The organism is Mesorhizobium sp. M1399, assembly GCF_040317735.1.
GTDB lineage: Bacteria > Pseudomonadota > Alphaproteobacteria > Rhizobiales > Rhizobiaceae > Mesorhizobium.
The window spans coordinates 1-18,712 of sequence record NZ_JAMYKZ010000011.1; the positions used below are offsets into that span (position 1 = coordinate 1).

Sequence of the window (18,712 nt, forward strand, 5' to 3'; positions counted from 1 at the left end):
AATGCCGGCGATAGGGTGTACGAGGCGGCTGGTGGTGGCACTGACAAAGTTCTCGCCTCCGTGAGCCATGCCCTTTTAGCTGGGCAGGAGATCGAGCTTCTCGGCACAACGAACTCTTCAGGTACCACAGCCATCAACCTCACCGGCAACGAGTTCGCCCAAACCATCCTGGGCAATGCGGCCAATAACACCATCAACGGCGGCAGCGGCGGTGACATGATGGCAGGCTATCGCGGCAACGACACCTACTATGTCGATAATGCCGGCGATAGGGTGTACGAGGCGGCTGGTGGTGGCACTGACAAAGTTCTCGCCTCCGTGAGCCATGCCCTTTTAGCTGGGCAGGAGATCGAGCTTCTCGCCACCAGGAATCCGTCGGGCACGACGGCGATCAATCTCACAGGCAACGGCTTTGCCCAGACCGTCCAAGGCAATGCCGGCTCGAACATCATCAATGGCGGCGGCGGTGCCGACATCTTGACCAGTAACGGAGGCAATGATGCTTTCGTGTTCAACAGCACTCTTGGAGCCGGCAATATCGACAAGGTCACCGACTTCAACAAGGTCCAGGACAAGATCCATCTCGACGACGCCGTTTTTGCCGGGCTTAAGCTGGGTGGCCTTTCATCCGACGCTTTCTTTGCTGGTACGACCGCGCATGATAGCTCCGACCATATCATCTACAACAGCTCAACCGGAGCGCTCTCTTTCGACAGTGACGGGATCGGCGGCGCAGCTCAAGTACAGTTCGCCACTCTCTCTCCAGGTCTGTCGCTTGCAGCAGGTTCGTTTCTTGTGATCTGAACGACCCGGAACGGCGGACCTTCAACTCGAGACGGTCCGCCGCTATTATCCTTGTTCAAGCACCGGATTTCCAAGCAAAGTGAGGAGTCTGGATTGTGCCATCCTCCTGGAGCTCGGTTCCCTGTCAAGGCTGAAGGCCAGAGGGAACACTGCTTGGCGCGAGTGTGCAAAGCAGTCGGATTGGCTGGAACTGCACAGGGTTCCGGGGTGGAGCTCAGAGACGACGGTTGATCAGACTCTCATCCGCGGGTTGGATACCGCCTTCCGTGTCTTCGTCTCGGGGCCGTGACTTGACCGGACGGTCATCGGGAATGGCGGAGAGTTTTAGCTTGGTCGTGACGGATCCTTCGGCGCCGCGCCCGGTCAGCACCAATGTCTTCGGCTATGCGCACCAGGTCGCTCAGCGCTGAACGGATTTGCGGCCAAGGAAATTCGGAACATTCCTCCCACGCCTCGCCCTCGCGCAATACGGCATCGAGCTTGCCTTCCACACCGGCGAGAGTCGTAGCGGGGGTGGTTGAGAAGGCTTCCAGAAGATCGTTCGCCCGCTCGCCAGCTTCGCGTTCGGCTCTGAGGGCAGCAATGTAACCGGTCTTCTCAGCAGCCGCATCCCAGCGTGCCTGATGCGCAGCAAACTCAGATTCGGCCCTTTCTCGGAGAGCGGCGGTATCCGGCCCGTTCCCGAGCACCTGACCGAGCGCCTCGATCGAGTAGACTGTTAGTTCCTGGCCATCGGGCAGGCGGACGTCCACACAAGGAAAGCCGACGCATTCGACAAGCTTGGTCTCTAGGCGCTGCTGCCTGCGGCAAAGCCGATCGGTTAACCTGTGGGCTGTCTGCCATTCCCGCCGAAGCGCCAGCGCTGGGTCAGAAGGCACATTGGTCCTTCCGGCGTCGCCTGCGGACGCGTTACCTTCAAGTGTCCACGCGGTAGTAGCCGCCACTGTTCCCGCAAGCACTCGCCGGCGGGTGACGAATGGGAGACTCGTGATATTGTCGGAATCAGTCATGATCCGAGCTCCTCAGAAGCTTGGGGTTGTGGTCAGGCCGGGTAAGGTGTTGCACCACCTTATTCGGCCGTTTTACACGGGCTCGTCCTGCCACCGGTCGAGTATTGTCTGGGGCTGAGCGAGCGCAGTATCCACTCTACGGTCTTAAACGAAACCGTCGGCATTGTCAAGACTTTTAGCATCAAATGATGCGTCAGGTATAATAATGATAACGAGTGAGCAGTTGCGAGCAGCCCGCGCACTTTTGCAATGGGATCAAAAAGCCCTCGCCGCGAAGTCAAAAGTGTCAGTCGCGACCATTAAGCGGCTTGAGCCACTCGCTGGCATGTTGAAGGCCAACCAGGTGACGATCGAAGCACTGAAGCGTGCATTGGAGGCCGGTGGCGTCGAATTCATTCCCGAAAATGGCGGCGGGCCTGGTGTACGGCTGGCACGCCCTCTGGAAAGCAAATAAGTTGTTGCAAACGTGCGGCAAAGGCTTCGTTCATCCATCTCCGGCCAAGTGTCTTCGATGAGGGTTGCGTGTGTCCATCTGCGGCTCAACTTACGATTGTTATTGTTACAGATCGATTGCGCTCACCCGGAATGCGAGAGCATGCCCGCGAAGCTGAGGGCCGAGGTTGTGAGCAGGCAAGCGATTGCAGAGAGCAGAAATCAGTCGAGGGCCGGCTGGCCAAAGGGGGGTGTTTGGCACGTTTCCGGCCTGCCCCGCTCGAGCGCCAAAGATAGATCAAGCCAAATGCTGCCCGTCATATCGCAGACCGTTAGGCGCACTCTTCTTACAATCTCACCGAAAACGGGATGAGCAAATCGCGTCACGACCCATCTAGCTATACGGACGTCTCGCTGCTAACGGGTTGGCAGCTCTGGCCGACGTTTGCAGGACCACGCCAGCTCATCGCGACCCTTACTCCGCCGTTCCGCGCTCAGCGCGATTGTTCAAGGCAATCAGGTTTTTGCCCGGGCTGGGCTGCCGGGCTGCTCATTGCGATAACGGGGTCCGATTTCCATGATGAGAACGGTCTCCGGCAAGAAGATCAGCTCGCTGAAGATCTCATCCCATTCAATATCGCCCGAACCGAGGGGTAAGTGCAGGTCGCCCAGACCAAACGCTGCATTCTCCTGCGAGAGGTAGGTTCGATGGAGACCCTGCGGGCGCCCGAAGGAATCATGGACATGAAGGGCCCCGTGACCGGCGCCATAGCCCGCAGCTGCTCATGGAAGTTCAGGCCGCGATGGGTCGATTCAATATAGGCGTGGCTGAAATCGATGAGCGCCACCAGGCTGGCATGGCCGACCGCCTTCACCGTCTGCGCCACCTCGGCCGGGGTCTGCCGGCGCTGACCCGGTTCCATGGCGAAGAGATTCTCGAAGGCGATGCGCACACCATGGGGCTTGCTGAACTCGGCGAGTTCGAACAACGCTTCGCGTTCGCGTTCCTCGGCACCGGCACGATCGAGAAGCTGGTCGGCGCGAAAATGGCCGCTATGCTGGACAAGCACGCGCGGGTCGATCCGGTCGCAGAATTCGTCCAGGGCCTTGGCGGCATCGATCTGGTAGCGGCAGACCGCCGGGTCCATGAGGTTCGATGAGACGACGCCATGAACCGTGTAGCGGAAATCGAATTGACTGGTCAGTTCGATAAGCCTCTCGGCTCTCTCGGGGATGACGCGGCCACCCGCTATGAGATCGAAGGTCGTCAGGCTCAGTTCGACGGCTTCGACGCCGATATCGGCAAAGCTGCGAAAGTCCGCCGCAAGGCTCGCCAACCCGCTATTGGCAGAGATTGAGTTAAAACCTGTGGGATAGTGCTGCTCATATGCATCACCCGATGATGGGCAAGGAATGCCAGGCCAGTCCGGATCGCCGATCAGGTGAGATGCAACTACCGAACCGATGCCACTCTCGAAACGAGTCTTCGTTCGCCCCCAGGTGCGATCGAGCGGTCTACCGCTATTATCAGTGGGCCTACATTAACTCGGACCGGACTGCGACGACCTCGAGTCTCACAAAGCAGACCGCCTGCCCCCGAACCTGCAAGCTCTAAGAGCACCTCTCGTTCCTGACAGACTTCAGACTGAGAATCCCTTTCAGGCTAAACTTTTACGGTTTCACGCAAATCACCTTGTCATCCTGGCGAATTCATCCGCCTCCAGAGCTGGTGGAACTGGCAAGATGCGCCGGATGAGGCACGCCGGAGGCCCCCGCCTCTGCAGAGTTTCCGGGTTTAAGTTTCATGGTGCGGCGTGCTCGCAGAGCCCAAGAAAAGATCGGTGAAGTTCGCAACACGTTGAATTCTCGGCGACACGCAGAGGTTACAGCCCGCCTGTATGCACCCCGCAGTGGCTCAGATTTGTCTGGGTACGGTCTACTCGGCGCCTGGAGAAGGCGAAGATTCCCGGATCGAGCGCTTGGGCACTGCGCCAGCGCAGAGCGATCAGATTCGTGTCATACCGTCAGAGGCAAGACACTAGCAATTGGGGAAGCAGATGAAGGAAGAGAACGACGTTCAGAAGCTGGTGCGCACGCTGCGTGCTCGAGCACCTGATGACGCGGCTGAATTGCTTGCCCGAGAGTCTCCCGAGCTCATCCAGGACGCACTAAAGTTGTTGCCGGATAGGCTCGCCCGGAAGGTGGTGGAGCATTTGCCGCCGCATATGAGGCCTATCAAGGCTCATAGCGATGGCAAGGGCCTCGCGATCCCGGAGTCGCTCGTCGAGCTGATGGACCCGATTCCCGGCAGCGTTCTTGTCGGTACGGCGGTCGCCGCCGCAGTGGAGGCTGTCAGGCGCACTCAGGTGCCGACCGAGCTCACTTATCTCTATGTCACGGACGAGGGCGACAAACTGGTTGGCCTCGTAGTCCTGCGCGATCTGATGCTGAGCGAACCGGACGCAACCGTGGATCAGATCATGCTGCCGAAACCGTTCGCCCTTCCCGTCAGTATGTCTTTGAGCGACGCATGCAAGGCGGCGGTACGCCGTCACTACCCTGTCTATCCCGTGGTAGACGCGGAGAACCGGCTGCTCGGGCAGGTTCGCGGCTGGCGGCTGTTCGAGCAGCAAATCATCGAGATTTCCGCCCAGTCTGGCCAAATGGTGGGTGTCCAGAAGGAGGAGCGTTCTTTTACGCCGCTGTTTTCAGCCTTTTTGAAGCGTCATCCGTGGCTGCAGCTGAACCTGCTGACGGCCTTCATGGCCGCTTTCGTGGTCAGTTCGTTCACAGGCACGATCGAGAAGATCGTCGCCCTGGCGGCATTCCTACCGGTCTTGGCCGGGCAGAGCGGAAACACCGGCTGCCAGGCACTGGCTATGACGCTGCGTGGCCTTGCCCTGGGCGATGTAGACAAACGGCCGAAGCTGCACCTGGTGATGAGGGAGGGCGCGCTCGGGATCGCCAACGGCGTGCTCGTCGGTCTTGTGGCGGCTGCGGCGATGTGGTTCTACGCCTCGCGGCAACCGGAGTCGGCGGCCCAGGCGCCCATGCTGGCACTTGTGATCCTGCTCGCCATGTCCGGATCGTGCCTCATGTCCGGAATCTCCGGCGTGCTGATCCCGCTGGGCCTGCGCCGGGTCGGCGCCGATCCGGCGGTCGCTTCGGCGATCTTCCTCACCACCGTGACCGATATCGTAGGCATGGGTCTGATGCTGGGGCTGGCCACCATGCTCGTTCTGTAGCAAGGCGCGTCCGGTGACGCGTCCCTGGGGAGATGGGGTCCTATAAGCTGACCTCGTCGGCGGTCAACGAAATTGCGAAGGCCAGGCCGCAATCGCGCACACGTCGTGAGAAGCACCTTCCGGCAGCTCTCCGACCCCTTGCGCAACGCGACGGAAGACCTTTGGATGAGCCGTGGGTGACCTTGAAACCTCATTCGGTGACCAGATACGCGCAGAATCGCGCAAACAATATTAATCTTGTCGGCTGTGCGATCCGCCATTGATGATGATTTGAGTTGGTTGCCACTGGTGCCGAATACTTCAATTACGTATAGCAACGCTGAGAAGATGTTTTGACAACCAGCGCAGCCGAAATAGGAATAAACCCGATAATTTGTTGCGCAGCTGCAACAGCTGCTGAGACTCGCATGGTCTGGTGACAGTTCAGTCGCCTTTTTCTTGTAGTCGTGCTAAATCCTTCGCACTAGTCGGGTTTGGGGTGGGTTCTCGGCATGCAATCTTCGTTTCCAGCTATCTTCGGCTTCGCCGCGGCGCTGCTTTGTACCGGCGTATTGCCGGCCGGCGCGCAGGGTCTCTTTCCGGCCTATGACGATGCGTTTTCGGCCCGCATAGCCAGTCCGGCCGACAATGGAACGCTCGCCCAATTCGTCACAGTTGCCGTCAACGCGGGACAATACGATCAGGCGATCTCCTCGATCGAGCAGTATCTGATCAAATATCCCCGCGATGCGCGCGCCCGGCTGGCGGCCAGCCGGTTGTACTATCATGTCGGCTCCTATGAATTGGCCCGGCGGCAGGTGCAGTACGGCATCGAAGTCGGTGGCTTGTCCGCAAGTGAGCAGCAGGAAGCTGCTCGCCTGCTCGCCCGCATCGATCGCGCGTTGCGCGGCGTCACCTGGGAACTCGCCCTGACCGGCGGCGTGTTCAGCGCATTTACCGATTTTGAGCCGGGCGGGGCGCAAGACGACGACAGCTTCGTCTCGCCCTATGGGCGGGCGGAAGGCTTTGTCCGGTGGGACCTCGGCACGCCAAGCGCCGACGCTCTCGTCCTTTCGGGGTCATTGACGGCGACACAGCGTTTTTTCACGGAAGACCTGTCGGTTCCGGGTAGCAAGGAGACCTTCATCCACGGCAACGCCGCGATCACCTGGGACAAGGGGCTGCCCAACAGTGGGATCGATTCGCTGCGCCTGCTGCTTTCCGCCTTCACAGTTACGGATCGCTTCGACAGCGATATCCAGGAAACCGGCGTCGGCGTCAGTGGGCGCTTTCTTGTGCGCCCGACGGTCGAGACGACGCTCTTCGCCGGTGGCGGCTACATCGATCTAAGCGCCTCGCAAGGCATTTTCGTCGATAGCAGGGTTTTCTATGAGGCAGGCGGCAGCTACCGCTTCCGCAATGGCCAGGCGCTCGGACTGCGCTTTGTCGGCTCTAATGACTTCGCCTCCGGATCTGAAATCGGCCGCAGCTACACAGGCGAGGTCCGCTATGGCGGCCTGTTGATGAATGTACCGGATCTTTTCGCATGGTCGCACCAGGTCGCCTTCTCGGCCGGACATAGCGACGCTCCCGATCTGTCCGTCGGCATCGGCACAAGTATCAAGAGCGACTTCTGGCGCATTGCCTCGGAAAGCGATTTTCAGCTGACGGAGTCGCAGAAGATCAGCGTCGATCTCGCCTATCGCGAAACCAACTTCGACATCGCCAGCCGCGACCGAAAATCGTTCGAAATGCTCATGAGCTACACGTTGACGCTCAATTGAAAGAGGCCGCGATGAGGACCCCGTACCGTCAGATCGCCATTTTTGTCGCCTGCCTTGCCTTCGCGGCACCATCCGCCGCTGAGACGGTCGGGTCGATGACGGCCTACCAGACCAACATCGTCCGCAACAACGGCGGGACTATGAACGTCGGCGCGGGCGTCGAACTCGGCGACCAGCTGCGCAGCAATCCCACTGGTCTTGGAATGCTGGTGTTCCGGGACGAATCGAGCGCCAAGATTGGTCCGAACACCAGCCTGACGATCGATGAATTCGTCTACAATCCGGGCTCCGGATCGGGAAAGATCGACATCGGGATGAACAGCGGCCTGGCCCGGTTCTATGGCGGCCAGGTTTCGAAAGGCGGCGTCATGCAGGTTGCGACGCCGCATATGGTGCTCGGAGCCAGAGGCGGCATCATCGAAGTGCTGGTGGCAGCCGGCCAGACCGTCGGCATTCTGCGCGCCGGCCGCATGACCTGCACGATCAATGGGAAACGGCTGGTCATCACAAACCCGGGCTACGCCTGCACATCGGAAGATGGCAAGCTGCTGACCGGCTACGGCGGAATCGACACCTTCCCGATATTGGACAGCATCGACCGGATAGCCGGCACCGGCCTGCCAGGCGCACCGGGTCCGGGATTGGACGTAAGCGCGATTTGTGCGTCGGCACTCGGCGGCTCGCTCAAAGTCTGCGACTCCACCGACGGCGCATTGCCAGGAGTGGTCATGGAGTTCCCCGACAGCCCAACGCCCCCTGTGGGCGGCGGCGTGGAGGATTATGGCGAGGGCGATGGCGAGGGCGACGGCTGCTCCTACTACTGCAATTAGGCCCGGCAGCGCGACATGAGCCTCTTGGCCGGTTGGCGCTGGGCTGATTGGCGGCAAGCTGCCAGGCGCAAAATATCCGGTCTTGCGGTCGTGCTCCTGCTGCTCGCTTGCCATTTGGCTTTTGACGGGCCGTTGTCGCGCCTGCGCGAACGCACGTACGACTTCTACCAGTTTCTCGCTCCGCGCCAGGCGACGAGCAATCCTGTCGTGATCGTCTCGATAGACGACGCCAGCCTCAAGGCACATGGGCGATGGCCCTGGAACCGTGGCCTCTTGGCCGATCTGGTCGATGGCATCACCAAGTCCGGCGCCGCGGTCATCGGGCTTGCGCTGGTACTGCCCGAGGCCGACACCTCGCCTGAGGGCATCGCCGGAGACAAGCGCCTGGCAGCGGCACTGGCGAAAAATCGAACGGCGCTTGCCGTCAGCCTGGGCAACGAGGCGACGGTTTCAGAAGCAGAGCCCAAAGCCGGCTGGTCGATCGTCGGGCAAGTACCCGACACACTTCCCGGCTTCACCGGCCTGACCGGCTCGCTTGCCGAATTCTCGAACGCCGCCGCGGGCCTCGGCGTAATTCGCACCTTGCCCGACCCCGACGGCGTACTGCGCCATGTGCCGCTGCTGTGGCTTCGCAACACCGCTCAAGGCGTGCAGCTGTGGCCGTCCTTCGCGCTCGAACTCCTGCGCCTTTATGCCGGACAGGACGGCTACATAGCCCGCCTGAATGCCGCGGGGTTTAATGCACTCAGGATGGCTGGCGCCATTGTGCCGCTCGAGCCCGAGGGGAGCATCCGGCTATGGGAAACCGCCACGGATACGCCCCGTATATCTGCCAGCACTATCCTTTCGGGCGGCAGTGATCCGCGGCTGCGGGACGCCATCGCCATTGTCGATCTGTCGGCCGTGGGACTGACGCAGTACCTGCCCACCCCGACACGTCCAGCGCGACCAGGCGCGGACATCCACGCCGATGCAATCGGCCAGATGCTTGCCGGGCGCTACCTGGCAGAGCCAACGCACGCGCGTATGCTCGAGCGGCTCTGGTTTGTCCTCAGTGCCGTCGTTTTCATCGGACTTTCCGGAGTGCTCGCCGGGCGCGTCGTGCTTGGTGCCCTGGCTCTCGTGCTGCTGGCCGTCACGCCGTTCGTGTTCGGCGCTCTCGAATACAGCCTGCAGGGTGCACTCTATGACCCGCTGCAGCCGGCGCTTGCGACGATCCTGGTAGCCGGCTTCGAAGGCTATGTTCTCTACAGGCGCAGCGAGCAGCGCCGGTCCACCCTGGCACGGCAGTTCTCCCAGTATCTGTCGCCTTCCGTGGTGCAGCGCCTCGCAAGCTCGGACACCGAAGCGATCCTGTCCGGCGAGAAGCGCGAGATCACGATCCTGCTCAGCGACATACGCGGCTTCACGACGATGAGCGAACAACTCGATACCCAGGAAATCGCCAAGGTGGTCAATCACTTCCTCGGCATTGCGACCGATGAGATCCTCAAGCGCGACGGCACCATCGACAAGTTCATGGGCGATGCGGTGCTCGCCTTCTGGAACGCGCCGCTTGATCAGCCGGACCATCGCGAGCGCGCGCTCGACGCGGGGCTTGCCCTGATCGAACGGGTGAAGCGTGAAGACGCCGCCTTCACCGCGGACGGCCACCCCTCCATCGCAATCGGCGTCGCCATCGAGACCGGCATCTGCTCGGTAGGCAATTTCGGCTCCGAACGGCGCTTCGACTACACCGCGATCGGCTCCCCGGTGAACCGCACGGCACGGCTCGAGTCGACGACCAAGAAGCTGGGCATCCCCCTGGTGCTTGGTCCCGGCTTTGCGGCAGGAGCATCGATGCCGGTCGTCCAGGCAGGCGCCTTTGAGCTCCAGGGTTTCAAGGGCGAGGTGCCGGTTTTCACCGTTCCGGAGATGCAAGCTGCTCACCAAGGTATGAGCCGCGAAGTAGAGAGCCAACGTGGTGAGCAATCTGGCGCCCCTGCCGTGGTGGTTGGTTCGCCGCCATCCGTGCAAATGGCACCGCCTGATCTTGCACCCCGAACCCGAAGCACACGCTGACCGGATCCAGCGGATGGCAGGGGTGCCGACCTGCTTTGTGAACTAATACTGCTGGGGAGGCCTAGGTGTCATCAAACGGCCCTTTAATTGCGGGTGGCTGTCAATCCGGATCAGCGCGACAGCCGATGAGACGCGGATAGACGGCGAAGGGATCCGTCGAGGTAACCCCGGCAATGATTGTCGAGGCCGCCGAATTTTCGAGCGAGAAGATAGGCCGTGTTATCCAGTTCACCACGAATGCAGCACGGCTTCGTTGAGTTCGCCGGCGCCATCATGTGGAGGCAGCGCGTGGTTCAGATTGTTTATCCTCGCCGCCGGATCATGCGCTCGGGATGTTCCCAAGAGCATCCAGCCGTAGCACTCCCCGAGCTGCCCTACCGAGAGAGTTCGCTGGGCCGGGATTATGGCCGTTATGAACCTGACGCAATCGATGCAGCTGGCGCTGGCCTCGTCGGGCGCGTGGGCGGTCTATCGACATCAATCGGTCGCCGCGGATGTTGGGATGCGCAGGCGTCGGCGTACGTAGCGCCGGTGCGCCTTGGGCATGTGGGCGTTGACAGTGACATGGCCGCAGCGACGTGTTTCAGACGCCGAGCAATTCCAAGGACTGAGCACCAGAACCGAACCTTCCGACGGATTTTCGCGAGCTGCATTCCTCCCTGCCCTCCATATCAAAACCGCCGCTCGCGAATTCGCTGGCCAGTATATCTGCGATATGATATACATATATCACTCAGAGGATATACAAATGCCGCTCTTCATTCGCGATCCCGACGTCGATGCCATGGCCGTCGAGCTGCAGCAGATTACCAACGCGCGCAGCAAGACCGAGGCCGTCAGAACCGCCTTGCGCCATGAGATCGAGCGCAACCGCGGCAGCGTCCCGCTGCGCGAGAGACTTGCCAAAGTCAAGGAAATGGCGCGGCGGATCGGGCCGGCCAACCCTGATTTCGATATGAAGAAATTCACCGACCAAATGTGGAGCGACGACTGATGTTCGTCGATGCCTCGGTGATCGTTGCCATCCTGAACGAGGAACCTGGCGCGGAAGAACTCGAAAAGCGGCTCGCGGCCGCGACCAAGCCGCTGTATATCTCCCCGCTCGTCCGGTTCGAGGCAGTCCAGGGTCTCGCGCGAGCATCGGCCGAAGCCATCAAAAAGAACGCCAAGCCCACGGCCGACATGCTGGCGCAAGCCCGTGAGACCGTCGACGCCTTTTTGATCGAGATCGCCGGCAAGGAAATCATGATATCCGGCGACATCGGCGACCGGGCGATCGAAGCCAGCATGAAATACGGCAAAGCAGTCGGGCACAAAGCCGATCTCAATTTCGGCGATTGTTTTGCCTACGCTTGCGCGAAGGCTCACCGGCTTGCCCTGCTTTACAAGGGCAATGACTTTTCACAAACTGATCTGGCGTAAGGCTTTCCTGGCCTTGCATCGCGGCGCGAGAGCCGATGGGCCCTTTTGCATGCTTTGGGCGAATCGTCGTCTTTCATGGTTAAACGCAATATTGCGAGGAACGTTCGCTGCAGCACTGGTTTTCTTCGGCACGATCACCGTCCAGGCACAACGGGCAGACGGCATCTTCTGGGTGCTGCGATCGGGTGCGCCATGCCGCGATCTTCCAGGGGGCGATACGGCCCACGCACCACCTGCTACAATCGCTTCGTTCGATGGCGGAAAGCAGGTGTGTGGGACCGCCTCATGCATGGCATCACCAAAGCCCATGATGCAACGGTGCAGATGATCGATACCTCCATTGTTCGCGTCCATCAGCAAGGCGCGACAGCAAAAAGGGGGATCGAGATTATTGTCTCGGTCGTTCCCGATGCGGGCTGACGACCAAAATCCATGCTCTTGTCGACGCCGAAGGCAGGCCGATCAAGCTGACGCTCACGGCAGGTCAAATGAGTGACATTGCCTACGCAGCGGACTTGATCAAGGATTTGCCCGAGGGTGCCATGCTGCTCGCCGACAAGGGCTATGATGCCAACGCCTTGCGCAATGCCGTCACCGAGCAAAAGGCATGGGCCAACATCCCGCCCAAGGCCAACCGCAAGGACCCGATGTGCTTCAGCCCCTTTCTCTACAAGGCCCGCAACCTCGTCGAACGTTCTTCAACAAGGCCAAGCAGTTCCGTCGCATCGCAACTCGATATGACAAGCTGGCAGAAAACTACCTTGCTGCCCTGAAACTCGTGTCAACTCGCATCTGGCTACGCGGTAATGAGTCTACGTCCTAGCGTTTTGCGTGCCCTGCCCGGTTGTCATTCGCCGCGCATGGTCGCCTGGAACGTCGGCAGGTGCTTCTTCTGCGCCTCGAGCATTTTCTCGCGATAGACGCCATAGATGACGTCGGTGTCGTGCAGCGTGACGCCGGCAATTGTCGGCGAGGCAAAAACCGGCAGTTCGATGCCGCGTTTCGAAAGCGCCTCGGCGGTGCGGGCGATCAGCTCATGCGCCAGGATCATGGCAAGCACGGTCGACGAACCGGAGACCGGCCGGCTCCAGCCCTCGACCGGCACGATGGCATCCTCGATCGGCGAGCAGGTGTCGATGACAAGGTCGGCGGCATCGGCAAGCCGTTTGCCGGAAGAGTGCGTCGCCGGCTTGTCGAGATTGTTCTTGCTAGTTATCGCAACGACGAAGATGCCGCGTTTTTTCGCATAAAGCGCGGTGTCGATGCCGGACGAATTGCGGCCGCTGTGGCCAAAGATGATGATCGAATCGCCTTTGTTCAGCGGCTGGTGGTCGAGGAATTTCTCGGCGTATTTCTCGGTCCGCTCCAGCCACAGAAGTTCGCGCACGCCGCCGGCGCCGAGCACGTTATGCCACATGACACGCGGGTCGGTCAGCGGATTGAAGCCGACATAGCTGCCGTAGCGCGGAAACACTTCCTGGACCGGCAACACCGAGTGGCCCGAGCCGTAAAGATGAACCAACCCGCCGCTCTCGAGCGTGTCGGCAAAGCGGCTGGCCGCTTCGCCAAAGGCTTCGGCATTGGCTTTCGAGGCCTGTTCGATGAGGGCGGCAAGGCGGGGTATGTAAAGATCGGACACGTCGGTACTCCTGTTATGGGTCGGCTTGGGTATGGCTCAGCTTCTTGCGGTTGGCGCGGCGCGACCGGCACGCAGCGTCGAGCGGATTTCGTAGCGGTCGCCACGCATCACCGAGACAGTGAATTCGAACGGGCCGCGCTCGTCGGTGGTGATGCGCTCGACCACGAAAGCGGGGCTCCCCGCAGGCAGATCGAGCAACTCGGCATCCGCCGCCCCGACAGCGCCGACACGGTAGTTTTCGCGCGCTGCGACCGGCACGATGCCGTAATGGCGTTCCAGCGCTTCGTAGAGCGAGCCTTGCAGCAGGCCGGCATCGAGAAAGCCCGGCACGCGCGCGGCCGAGAGTTGCGCAGTCTGAATACCGATCGGTTCGTTGTTGCCGAGCCTGAGCCGCCGGATGCGCACCACCGGGTCGCCCTCCTCGATCTCCAGCGCTCCGGCCGCGGCGGCATTGGCGGTGGTCAGGCTGCAGTCGAGCAAGCGCGAGCCGGCGACCACGCCCATATTGCCCATTTCCTGCGTGAAGCTGGTGAGTTCGCGGGTGCCGGCGACCAGCGTGGTGGAGCGCACGAAGGTGCCACGGCCATGTTCGCGCCTGAGCAGCCCGTGCTCCTCAAGATTGCGCAAGGCGTGTCGCAGCGTGATGCGGCTCACCCCGAACAAGGCGCACAGTCTGTCTTCGGCCGGAATCTGGTCGCCGGTCGCCCACTCGCCACTCTTGACGATGGCGCGGATGGCCTCTTCCACCTGATACCAGAGCGGCTCGGGCCTTCTGCGGTCGGGCAGATGGAAGCTGACTTGGCTCATCTTATCTGCCTCCACTGTGCTCCGGCGAGACCAGCCAGCGAGGCGCCGACGAGACCGGCGCGGGAGCCGAATTCGCCGGACCGCAGAACGACGTCGCGCAGATGCGGCGGCAACTGACGCCGCAATGCCGCAAGCAGCGGCGGCCCTATCACGTCCAGCGCATCGGCAAGCCCGCCGGAAATCAGGATCGCCTGCGGATCAAGCAGCGCGACCGCACCCGCAAGGGCAGTGCCCAGCCGGCGCGCCGGCAGCTCCAACGCGTCAAGTGCGGCCGTCTTGCCAGCCCGGGCGGCCTCGACCAACCTGCCGCCATTGGCCAACCCGATCTGGCGCGCCACGGCGTCGAACGCACGCCCGGAAGCGAAGCGCTCCAGCCAGCCGCTACGGTCCTCGCCTTCATCCTCGATGTCGGCGCAGGCCCAGCCGAATGAGCAGGCGCCGCCACATGCGCCGGCAACGATGCGATTATTGGCCAGAACGGCGGAGCCGATGCCGGTACCGATCGCCAGCAGGATGGCATCGGACAGGCCCTTTGCGGCACCTTCGATCGCTTCGGCCAGCATGGCGATCTGTGCGTCATTGCCAACTACAACGCGCAGACGAGGAAACAAGGCCGCGATGTCGATGCCGTCGAGATAGGGCAGGTTCGGAATCCAGCGGCAGACCGAGCCCTCGACAAGTCCGGGCACCGCAAGCCCGAGGGCGTCGACCGGACCGGCCTCGGCGCGCAAGGCACCGATACGGGCGACGAAGGCATCCAGGCTTGTCGGCGCAGGCTCGCGGCTCAGCATCTCCAGCCAGCGAACATCGCCGCTATGGATTGCGGCGCGCAAATTGGTGCCGCCAAGATCGATAGCCAGAATGCGTGTCATCGAGAGCCGCTCCGATTGGCCGGCGCGAACAGGCCACTGCCGGCTTGCCAGGACTGCGAGGCCGCCGCAAAACCCTGCGCGTAGCGCGTGCCGCGCAGGCAGCCGCGAAGCCGATAAAGCGCACTGTAATAATCGACGTAGGGGAAACTGCTCAGGCCGCGTGCCAGTTCGTATTCCCGCACCGCCTCGCTCCAGGCCTCGAAGCCGTCGCTGACGTCGACGAGGTGTTCGGGGCGAAAGCCTTCGTCGTCCTCCCAGTTTTCGCCGAACAGCAGCAGTTGCGGTGTGTGTGCAGCATGGTCGCGCTTCAGCGTCGGCAATGCCGCAAAAAAAATACCGGTCTGTGTCAGTCGGGCCGCGGCGCGATGGTCCTTGTGCCAGCTGCCATGCCAGTGAGTGATGACGATTTGCGGCTTCAACTCGCGCACAACATCGCAAACCTTGAGCGCCGTCTCGTCGTCGCAGGGCAGGAAGGCGTCGTGCAGCCCGAGACTGCGCATGGCAACGCCGAGCCTGGCTGCGGCCTTTGCGGCCTCCTCCTGCTTCTGGACGCAATAGTACTCGGGGGCGAGGCTTGGATGGCCCTGCTCGCCCATGCTGAGATGCAGGAAGGTGACTTCGGCACCGCCTTGCACCGCCGCCGCCGCCAGTGGACCGGCAATCACCTCGGCATCGAAGGCATGCGCCCCGACGACCAGAATCGAGCGTGCGGCATAGACCTTGTCCTCGATCATTTCGCGCCTCCCCCGGAGCCGACGCCCTCGCGAATCTGGCGGGCAAGCAGACAGTACATGATCAGGATGGGCGCCATGGAGATGGCAAGCGAGGCGAACACGAGGCCCCAATCCGTGCGGAACTGGCCGACAAACACGCTGATCGCCAGCGGCACGGTCTTGTAGCGGTCGTCGAAGATGAAGATCAGCGGGAAGAAGAAGTCGTTCCACACGGCGATAGCGGTGAAGATGGCGACGATCGATACGGCTGGCTTCACCATTGGCAGCACGATCTGGAACAGAATGCGCGCCTCGCCGGCCCCATCCATGCGCGCAGCCTCGTCGAGCTCGGACGGCAGTACCCGCATGAAATTTGCGAAGATGAAGACGGCGAAGGGAATGCGGATGGCCGAATAGACAAGGATCAGGCCGATCAGCGAATCGAGCAGGCCAAGGTTGCGCATCAGCGTGAACAGCTCCACCGAGGCAAGCCGGATCGGCAGCATGATGCCGGACAGGAACAGGCCGAGCATGATACCGTTCCAGCCCAGCCGATAGCGGCTCAGCGGATAGGCGGCCATTGCCGACACGATAATCGTCAGGATCACCGCACCGCCGGTGACGATCAGGCTGTTGATGAAATTCTGGCCGAGATCGGCGCGCGTCCAGGCCGCAACGAAATTGTCGAAGGCAAAGCTTTGCGGCAGGCCGAGCCTGTTGTCGTAGATCTCCGCCGTGGTCTTGAAACAGGAGACGACGAGAATATAGAGCGGCAGCAGCACCGCTGCGGTCCACAGGACCAGCGCCGTCCAGCCGGGCAGCCGAGCAAGCTGTCGAGGGATGGCGAGCATATTCACAGTTGCACCGTGCGGCGGTCGAAGAAGCGCAGCATCACAAGCGTGCCGATGCTGAGGATGAGAAACAGCAGCGTTCCCAGCGCAAGCGCCAGGCCTATATCGGTGATACCGACCGCGCCTTCCGCGCCGAAAGCGAGCCGGTAGAAATAGGTCACCAGCGTGTCTGTGGAATAGCTCGGATTGCCCTGCACGCCTTGCATGACATAGACGATGTCGAACTGGTTGAAGGTGTTGATGAACGACAGCGTCGTCAACGTGCCGACGGCCGGCATCAGCAAAGGCAGGGCAACCGAGACCAGCATGCGGCCGCTGCCGGCGCCATCCAGCCTGGCAGCCTCGAATATCTGGGACGAAATCTGCCTGAGGCCGGCGGTGTAGATCAGCACCGGCAGGCCCATCCAGTTCCAGGCGTCGACGGCGATCAGCATCACGAGTGCCGTGTGGCTGTTGCCGAGAACCGTCAGGCTGCCTTGATGCAGGCCAAGGCCGTTGAGCATCCATTCGATGGTGCCGCCGGGCGCCAGCAGCAGCCGCCACAGGGCGCCGACGATGGCCGGGCTCAGCACCGCCGGGAAGAAGAAGACCGACTGGAAGAAGGCCGCCCCTTTGGCGCGCAGGAACAGCAGCCAGGCCAACAGCAGACCAAGGCCGTTCTGGAACAGCATGATGCCGAAGAACCAGGCGACGTTGTGCCAGAGCGCTCCGTAGAGCCGCCCACCGCTCGGGAAAACGAACAGGCGGGTAAAATTCGACAGGCCGGCGAACTCCAGCATGCGCAGGCCCCTCCAGACGAAGAAGCTGCCCCACAGCGACATCAGCAGCGGATAAAGGACAAACAGCGCATAAACGGCCAGTGCCGGCACGATGAACAGCACGGCCATGCGCTGCTGGGTGCGCTGAAGGCTGCTTTTGCGGCGACGGGCGATCATGTGCTGTTTCGCGCAGGGTGTGACGGCCTACTGCTTCGGCTTGAACCAGCTGCTGACGGCGGCCTGCATGTCCGCCGCCAGCTTCTGCGGCGTGATGTTGCCTTCGACCATGTCGATGATCTCGGACTGCAGGATCGAGGAGGCCGTAGGCGTCTGCCAGCGGAAGCCGACAAGCGTCAGATAGGGTGTGGAATTCTTCGACATCTCCATCATCGTGGCGAGTACCGGGTCCTTCACGGTGACGTCGGTACGGGCCGGCGGCCAGCCCAACTCGTCGGCGAAGAGCTGCGCGAACTCGGCCGAAGCCATGAAGTTGAGCACCTTGATCGCTGCCTCCTTGTTGGTACTTTCAGAGACCAGACCATAGGAGCCGTCCGAAAAGGCCGAGGTGTAGAGCTTGGTGGCAGGATCGTCGGCGGGGAACGGGAAGATCGAGAATTTCAGCTTCGGGTTCTGCGCCTTGAAGCTGCCGTTCTCGAACGAGCCGCCGAAGAACATGGCCGCCTTGCCGCCGATGAATTGCTGTGTCGAAGTGGTGTAATCGACACCGGCAAAGCCGTCGGAGAAATACGGCTTCAACTCGGCATAGCGTTTCAGGGCAGCCACGTAGCGCGGATCCTCGAAGGTCGCCTTGCCGCTCATCATTTCGTCGTAGAAGCCCGGGCCATAGATGGTCGGGCCGACAACACCGACGCCGATCTCCAGCGCCCAGGCGGAGCCGTTGGCACCGCCGGCGGCTATTGGCGTTATCCCCGCCGCTTTCAGCTTCTCGCAGGCGGCGACGAAATCTTTGTAGGTCTTGGGAATCTCGATGCCCTGGGCGGCGAAGATGTCTTGATTGTAGAAGACGCCCATCATCGGCACCGAATAGGGCACGCCATAGATCTTGCCGTCGGCAACGCCACGAGCGCCGCCCAGCGCGCTATCGGGCATGTTCTTCAGCTCCGGCACGCTGTCGTCGAGCGGATCGAGATAGCCACCCTCGATGAATGGTTGCAGTTCGCCGTAAGCCTTGAGCTGAGCGATATCAGGCCCGCGGCCGCCACGCAGCGCCGTACTCAGCCGGTTCTGGTAGTCGGCGTCGGGGGTGAACTGGATGTTGACCTTAATGCCGGGAGTCTTGGCCTCGAAGGCGTCGAAGATGCGGCGCATCGCAGCCTCGTCCTCGGTGCGCCAGCTCCACAGGGTCACGGTGTCGTCGGCCTTGGCCGGCAGTGCGGTGAAGACCCCGGTGCAGACTGCGGCAAACCCGCCGATCAGGCCGAGTGCGGCGCGTCGATGAATTGAAAGCATGCTCAGTCTCCCATTCTTGTCGATATTGTCATCCC

15 protein-coding genes and 3 pseudogenes are annotated in these 18,712 nt (G+C 61.6%); 9 read left to right on the top strand and 9 right to left on the bottom strand.

The genetic code is table 11. The features are described from left to right. A pseudogene (locus NKH05_RS19805) lies at nucleotides 1-804 on the top strand (calcium-binding protein); the annotation flags it as partial. Nucleotides 805-1,106: 302 nt separating this feature from the next. Here the strand turns inward: NKH05_RS19805 and NKH05_RS19810 are convergent. Further along, the gene (locus tag NKH05_RS19810; RefSeq protein ID WP_353025916.1) at nucleotides 1,107-1,814 is read right to left on the bottom strand and encodes a hypothetical protein; all 708 of its coding nucleotides are present in this window, start codon (nucleotides 1,812-1,814) and stop codon (nucleotides 1,107-1,109) included. 205 nt (nucleotides 1,815-2,019) lie between these two features. Between NKH05_RS19810 and NKH05_RS19815 the strand changes: the two genes are divergently transcribed. After that, nucleotides 2,020-2,268 (top strand): helix-turn-helix domain-containing protein, encoded by a 249-nt coding sequence (locus NKH05_RS19815; protein WP_031195030.1) that lies wholly within the window; start codon nucleotides 2,020-2,022, stop codon nucleotides 2,266-2,268. A gap of 494 nt (nucleotides 2,269-2,762) precedes the next feature. Here NKH05_RS19815 and NKH05_RS19820 read toward each other — a convergent pair. After that, nucleotides 2,763-3,661, bottom strand: a pseudogene (locus NKH05_RS19820) (TIM barrel protein). A 642-nt stretch (nucleotides 3,662-4,303) separates the two neighbouring features. Here NKH05_RS19820 and NKH05_RS19825 point away from each other — a divergent pair. From NKH05_RS19825 to NKH05_RS19855, 7 genes and pseudogenes are all read left to right on the top strand, one after another. Continuing rightward, complete coding sequence (locus NKH05_RS19825; RefSeq protein WP_353025917.1) at nucleotides 4,304-5,491, top strand: magnesium transporter; 1,188 nt, start codon at nucleotides 4,304-4,306, stop codon at nucleotides 5,489-5,491. A 491-nt stretch (nucleotides 5,492-5,982) separates the two neighbouring features. Then, complete coding sequence (locus NKH05_RS19830) at nucleotides 5,983-7,254, top strand: tetratricopeptide repeat protein (protein WP_352484404.1); 1,272 nt, start codon at nucleotides 5,983-5,985, stop codon at nucleotides 7,252-7,254. A gap of 11 nt (nucleotides 7,255-7,265) precedes the next feature. Continuing rightward, nucleotides 7,266-8,084, top strand: coding sequence for a FecR family protein (locus NKH05_RS19835; RefSeq protein ID WP_352915548.1), 819 nt, complete (start codon nucleotides 7,266-7,268; stop codon nucleotides 8,082-8,084). 15 nt (nucleotides 8,085-8,099) lie between these two features. After that, a complete protein-coding gene (locus NKH05_RS19840; RefSeq protein WP_353025919.1) occupies nucleotides 8,100-10,145 on the top strand; it encodes a CHASE2 domain-containing protein in 2,046 nt (681 codons plus the stop codon). 748 nt (nucleotides 10,146-10,893) lie between these two features. Next, complete coding sequence (locus NKH05_RS19845; protein WP_023722247.1) at nucleotides 10,894-11,139, top strand: type II toxin-antitoxin system VapB family antitoxin; 246 nt, start codon at nucleotides 10,894-10,896, stop codon at nucleotides 11,137-11,139. Continuing rightward, nucleotides 11,139-11,567 (top strand): type II toxin-antitoxin system VapC family toxin, encoded by a 429-nt coding sequence (locus NKH05_RS19850; protein WP_023722248.1) that lies wholly within the window; start codon nucleotides 11,139-11,141, stop codon nucleotides 11,565-11,567. The genes NKH05_RS19845 and NKH05_RS19850 overlap by 1 nt, the downstream gene beginning before the upstream one ends. 157 nt (nucleotides 11,568-11,724) lie before the next feature. Further along, nucleotides 11,725-12,390: pseudogene (locus NKH05_RS19855) on the top strand (IS5 family transposase); the annotation flags it as partial. Between the two features lie 24 nt (nucleotides 12,391-12,414). Here the strand turns inward: NKH05_RS19855 and NKH05_RS19860 are convergent. Genes NKH05_RS19860 through NKH05_RS19890 form a run of 7 tightly spaced genes read right to left on the bottom strand, consistent with a single transcriptional unit; the run spans nucleotide 12,415 to nucleotide 18,677 of the window. Then, on the bottom strand, nucleotides 12,415-13,206 hold the full coding sequence (locus NKH05_RS19860; RefSeq protein ID WP_023722251.1) for a sugar isomerase domain-containing protein: 792 nt from the start codon (nucleotides 13,204-13,206) through the stop codon (nucleotides 12,415-12,417). Between the two features lie 36 nt (nucleotides 13,207-13,242). Continuing rightward, nucleotides 13,243-14,013: a GntR family transcriptional regulator gene (locus tag NKH05_RS19865; protein ID WP_352494293.1), complete on the bottom strand. Its 771-nt coding sequence runs from the start codon at nucleotides 14,011-14,013 to the stop codon at nucleotides 13,243-13,245. Beyond that, nucleotides 14,010-14,885 (bottom strand): ROK family protein, encoded by an 876-nt coding sequence (locus NKH05_RS19870; RefSeq protein ID WP_353025920.1) that lies wholly within the window; start codon nucleotides 14,883-14,885, stop codon nucleotides 14,010-14,012. Before NKH05_RS19870 ends, NKH05_RS19865 begins: the two co-directional genes overlap by 4 nt. After that, on the bottom strand, nucleotides 14,882-15,619 hold the full coding sequence (locus tag NKH05_RS19875; protein WP_352492816.1) for a PIG-L deacetylase family protein: 738 nt from the start codon (nucleotides 15,617-15,619) through the stop codon (nucleotides 14,882-14,884). The genes NKH05_RS19870 and NKH05_RS19875 overlap by 4 nt, the downstream gene beginning before the upstream one ends. Beyond that, nucleotides 15,616-16,449, bottom strand: a complete 834-nt coding sequence (locus NKH05_RS19880; protein WP_352549465.1) for a carbohydrate ABC transporter permease — start codon at nucleotides 16,447-16,449, stop codon at nucleotides 15,616-15,618. The genes NKH05_RS19875 and NKH05_RS19880 overlap by 4 nt, the downstream gene beginning before the upstream one ends. A gap of 2 nt (nucleotides 16,450-16,451) precedes the next feature. After that, complete coding sequence (locus tag NKH05_RS19885) at nucleotides 16,452-17,384, bottom strand: carbohydrate ABC transporter permease (protein ID WP_353025921.1); 933 nt, start codon at nucleotides 17,382-17,384, stop codon at nucleotides 16,452-16,454. A 27-nt stretch (nucleotides 17,385-17,411) separates the two neighbouring features. After that, a complete protein-coding gene (locus NKH05_RS19890) occupies nucleotides 17,412-18,677 on the bottom strand; it encodes an extracellular solute-binding protein (protein ID WP_353025923.1) in 1,266 nt (421 codons plus the stop codon). Nucleotides 18,678-18,712 lie beyond the last annotated feature (35 nt).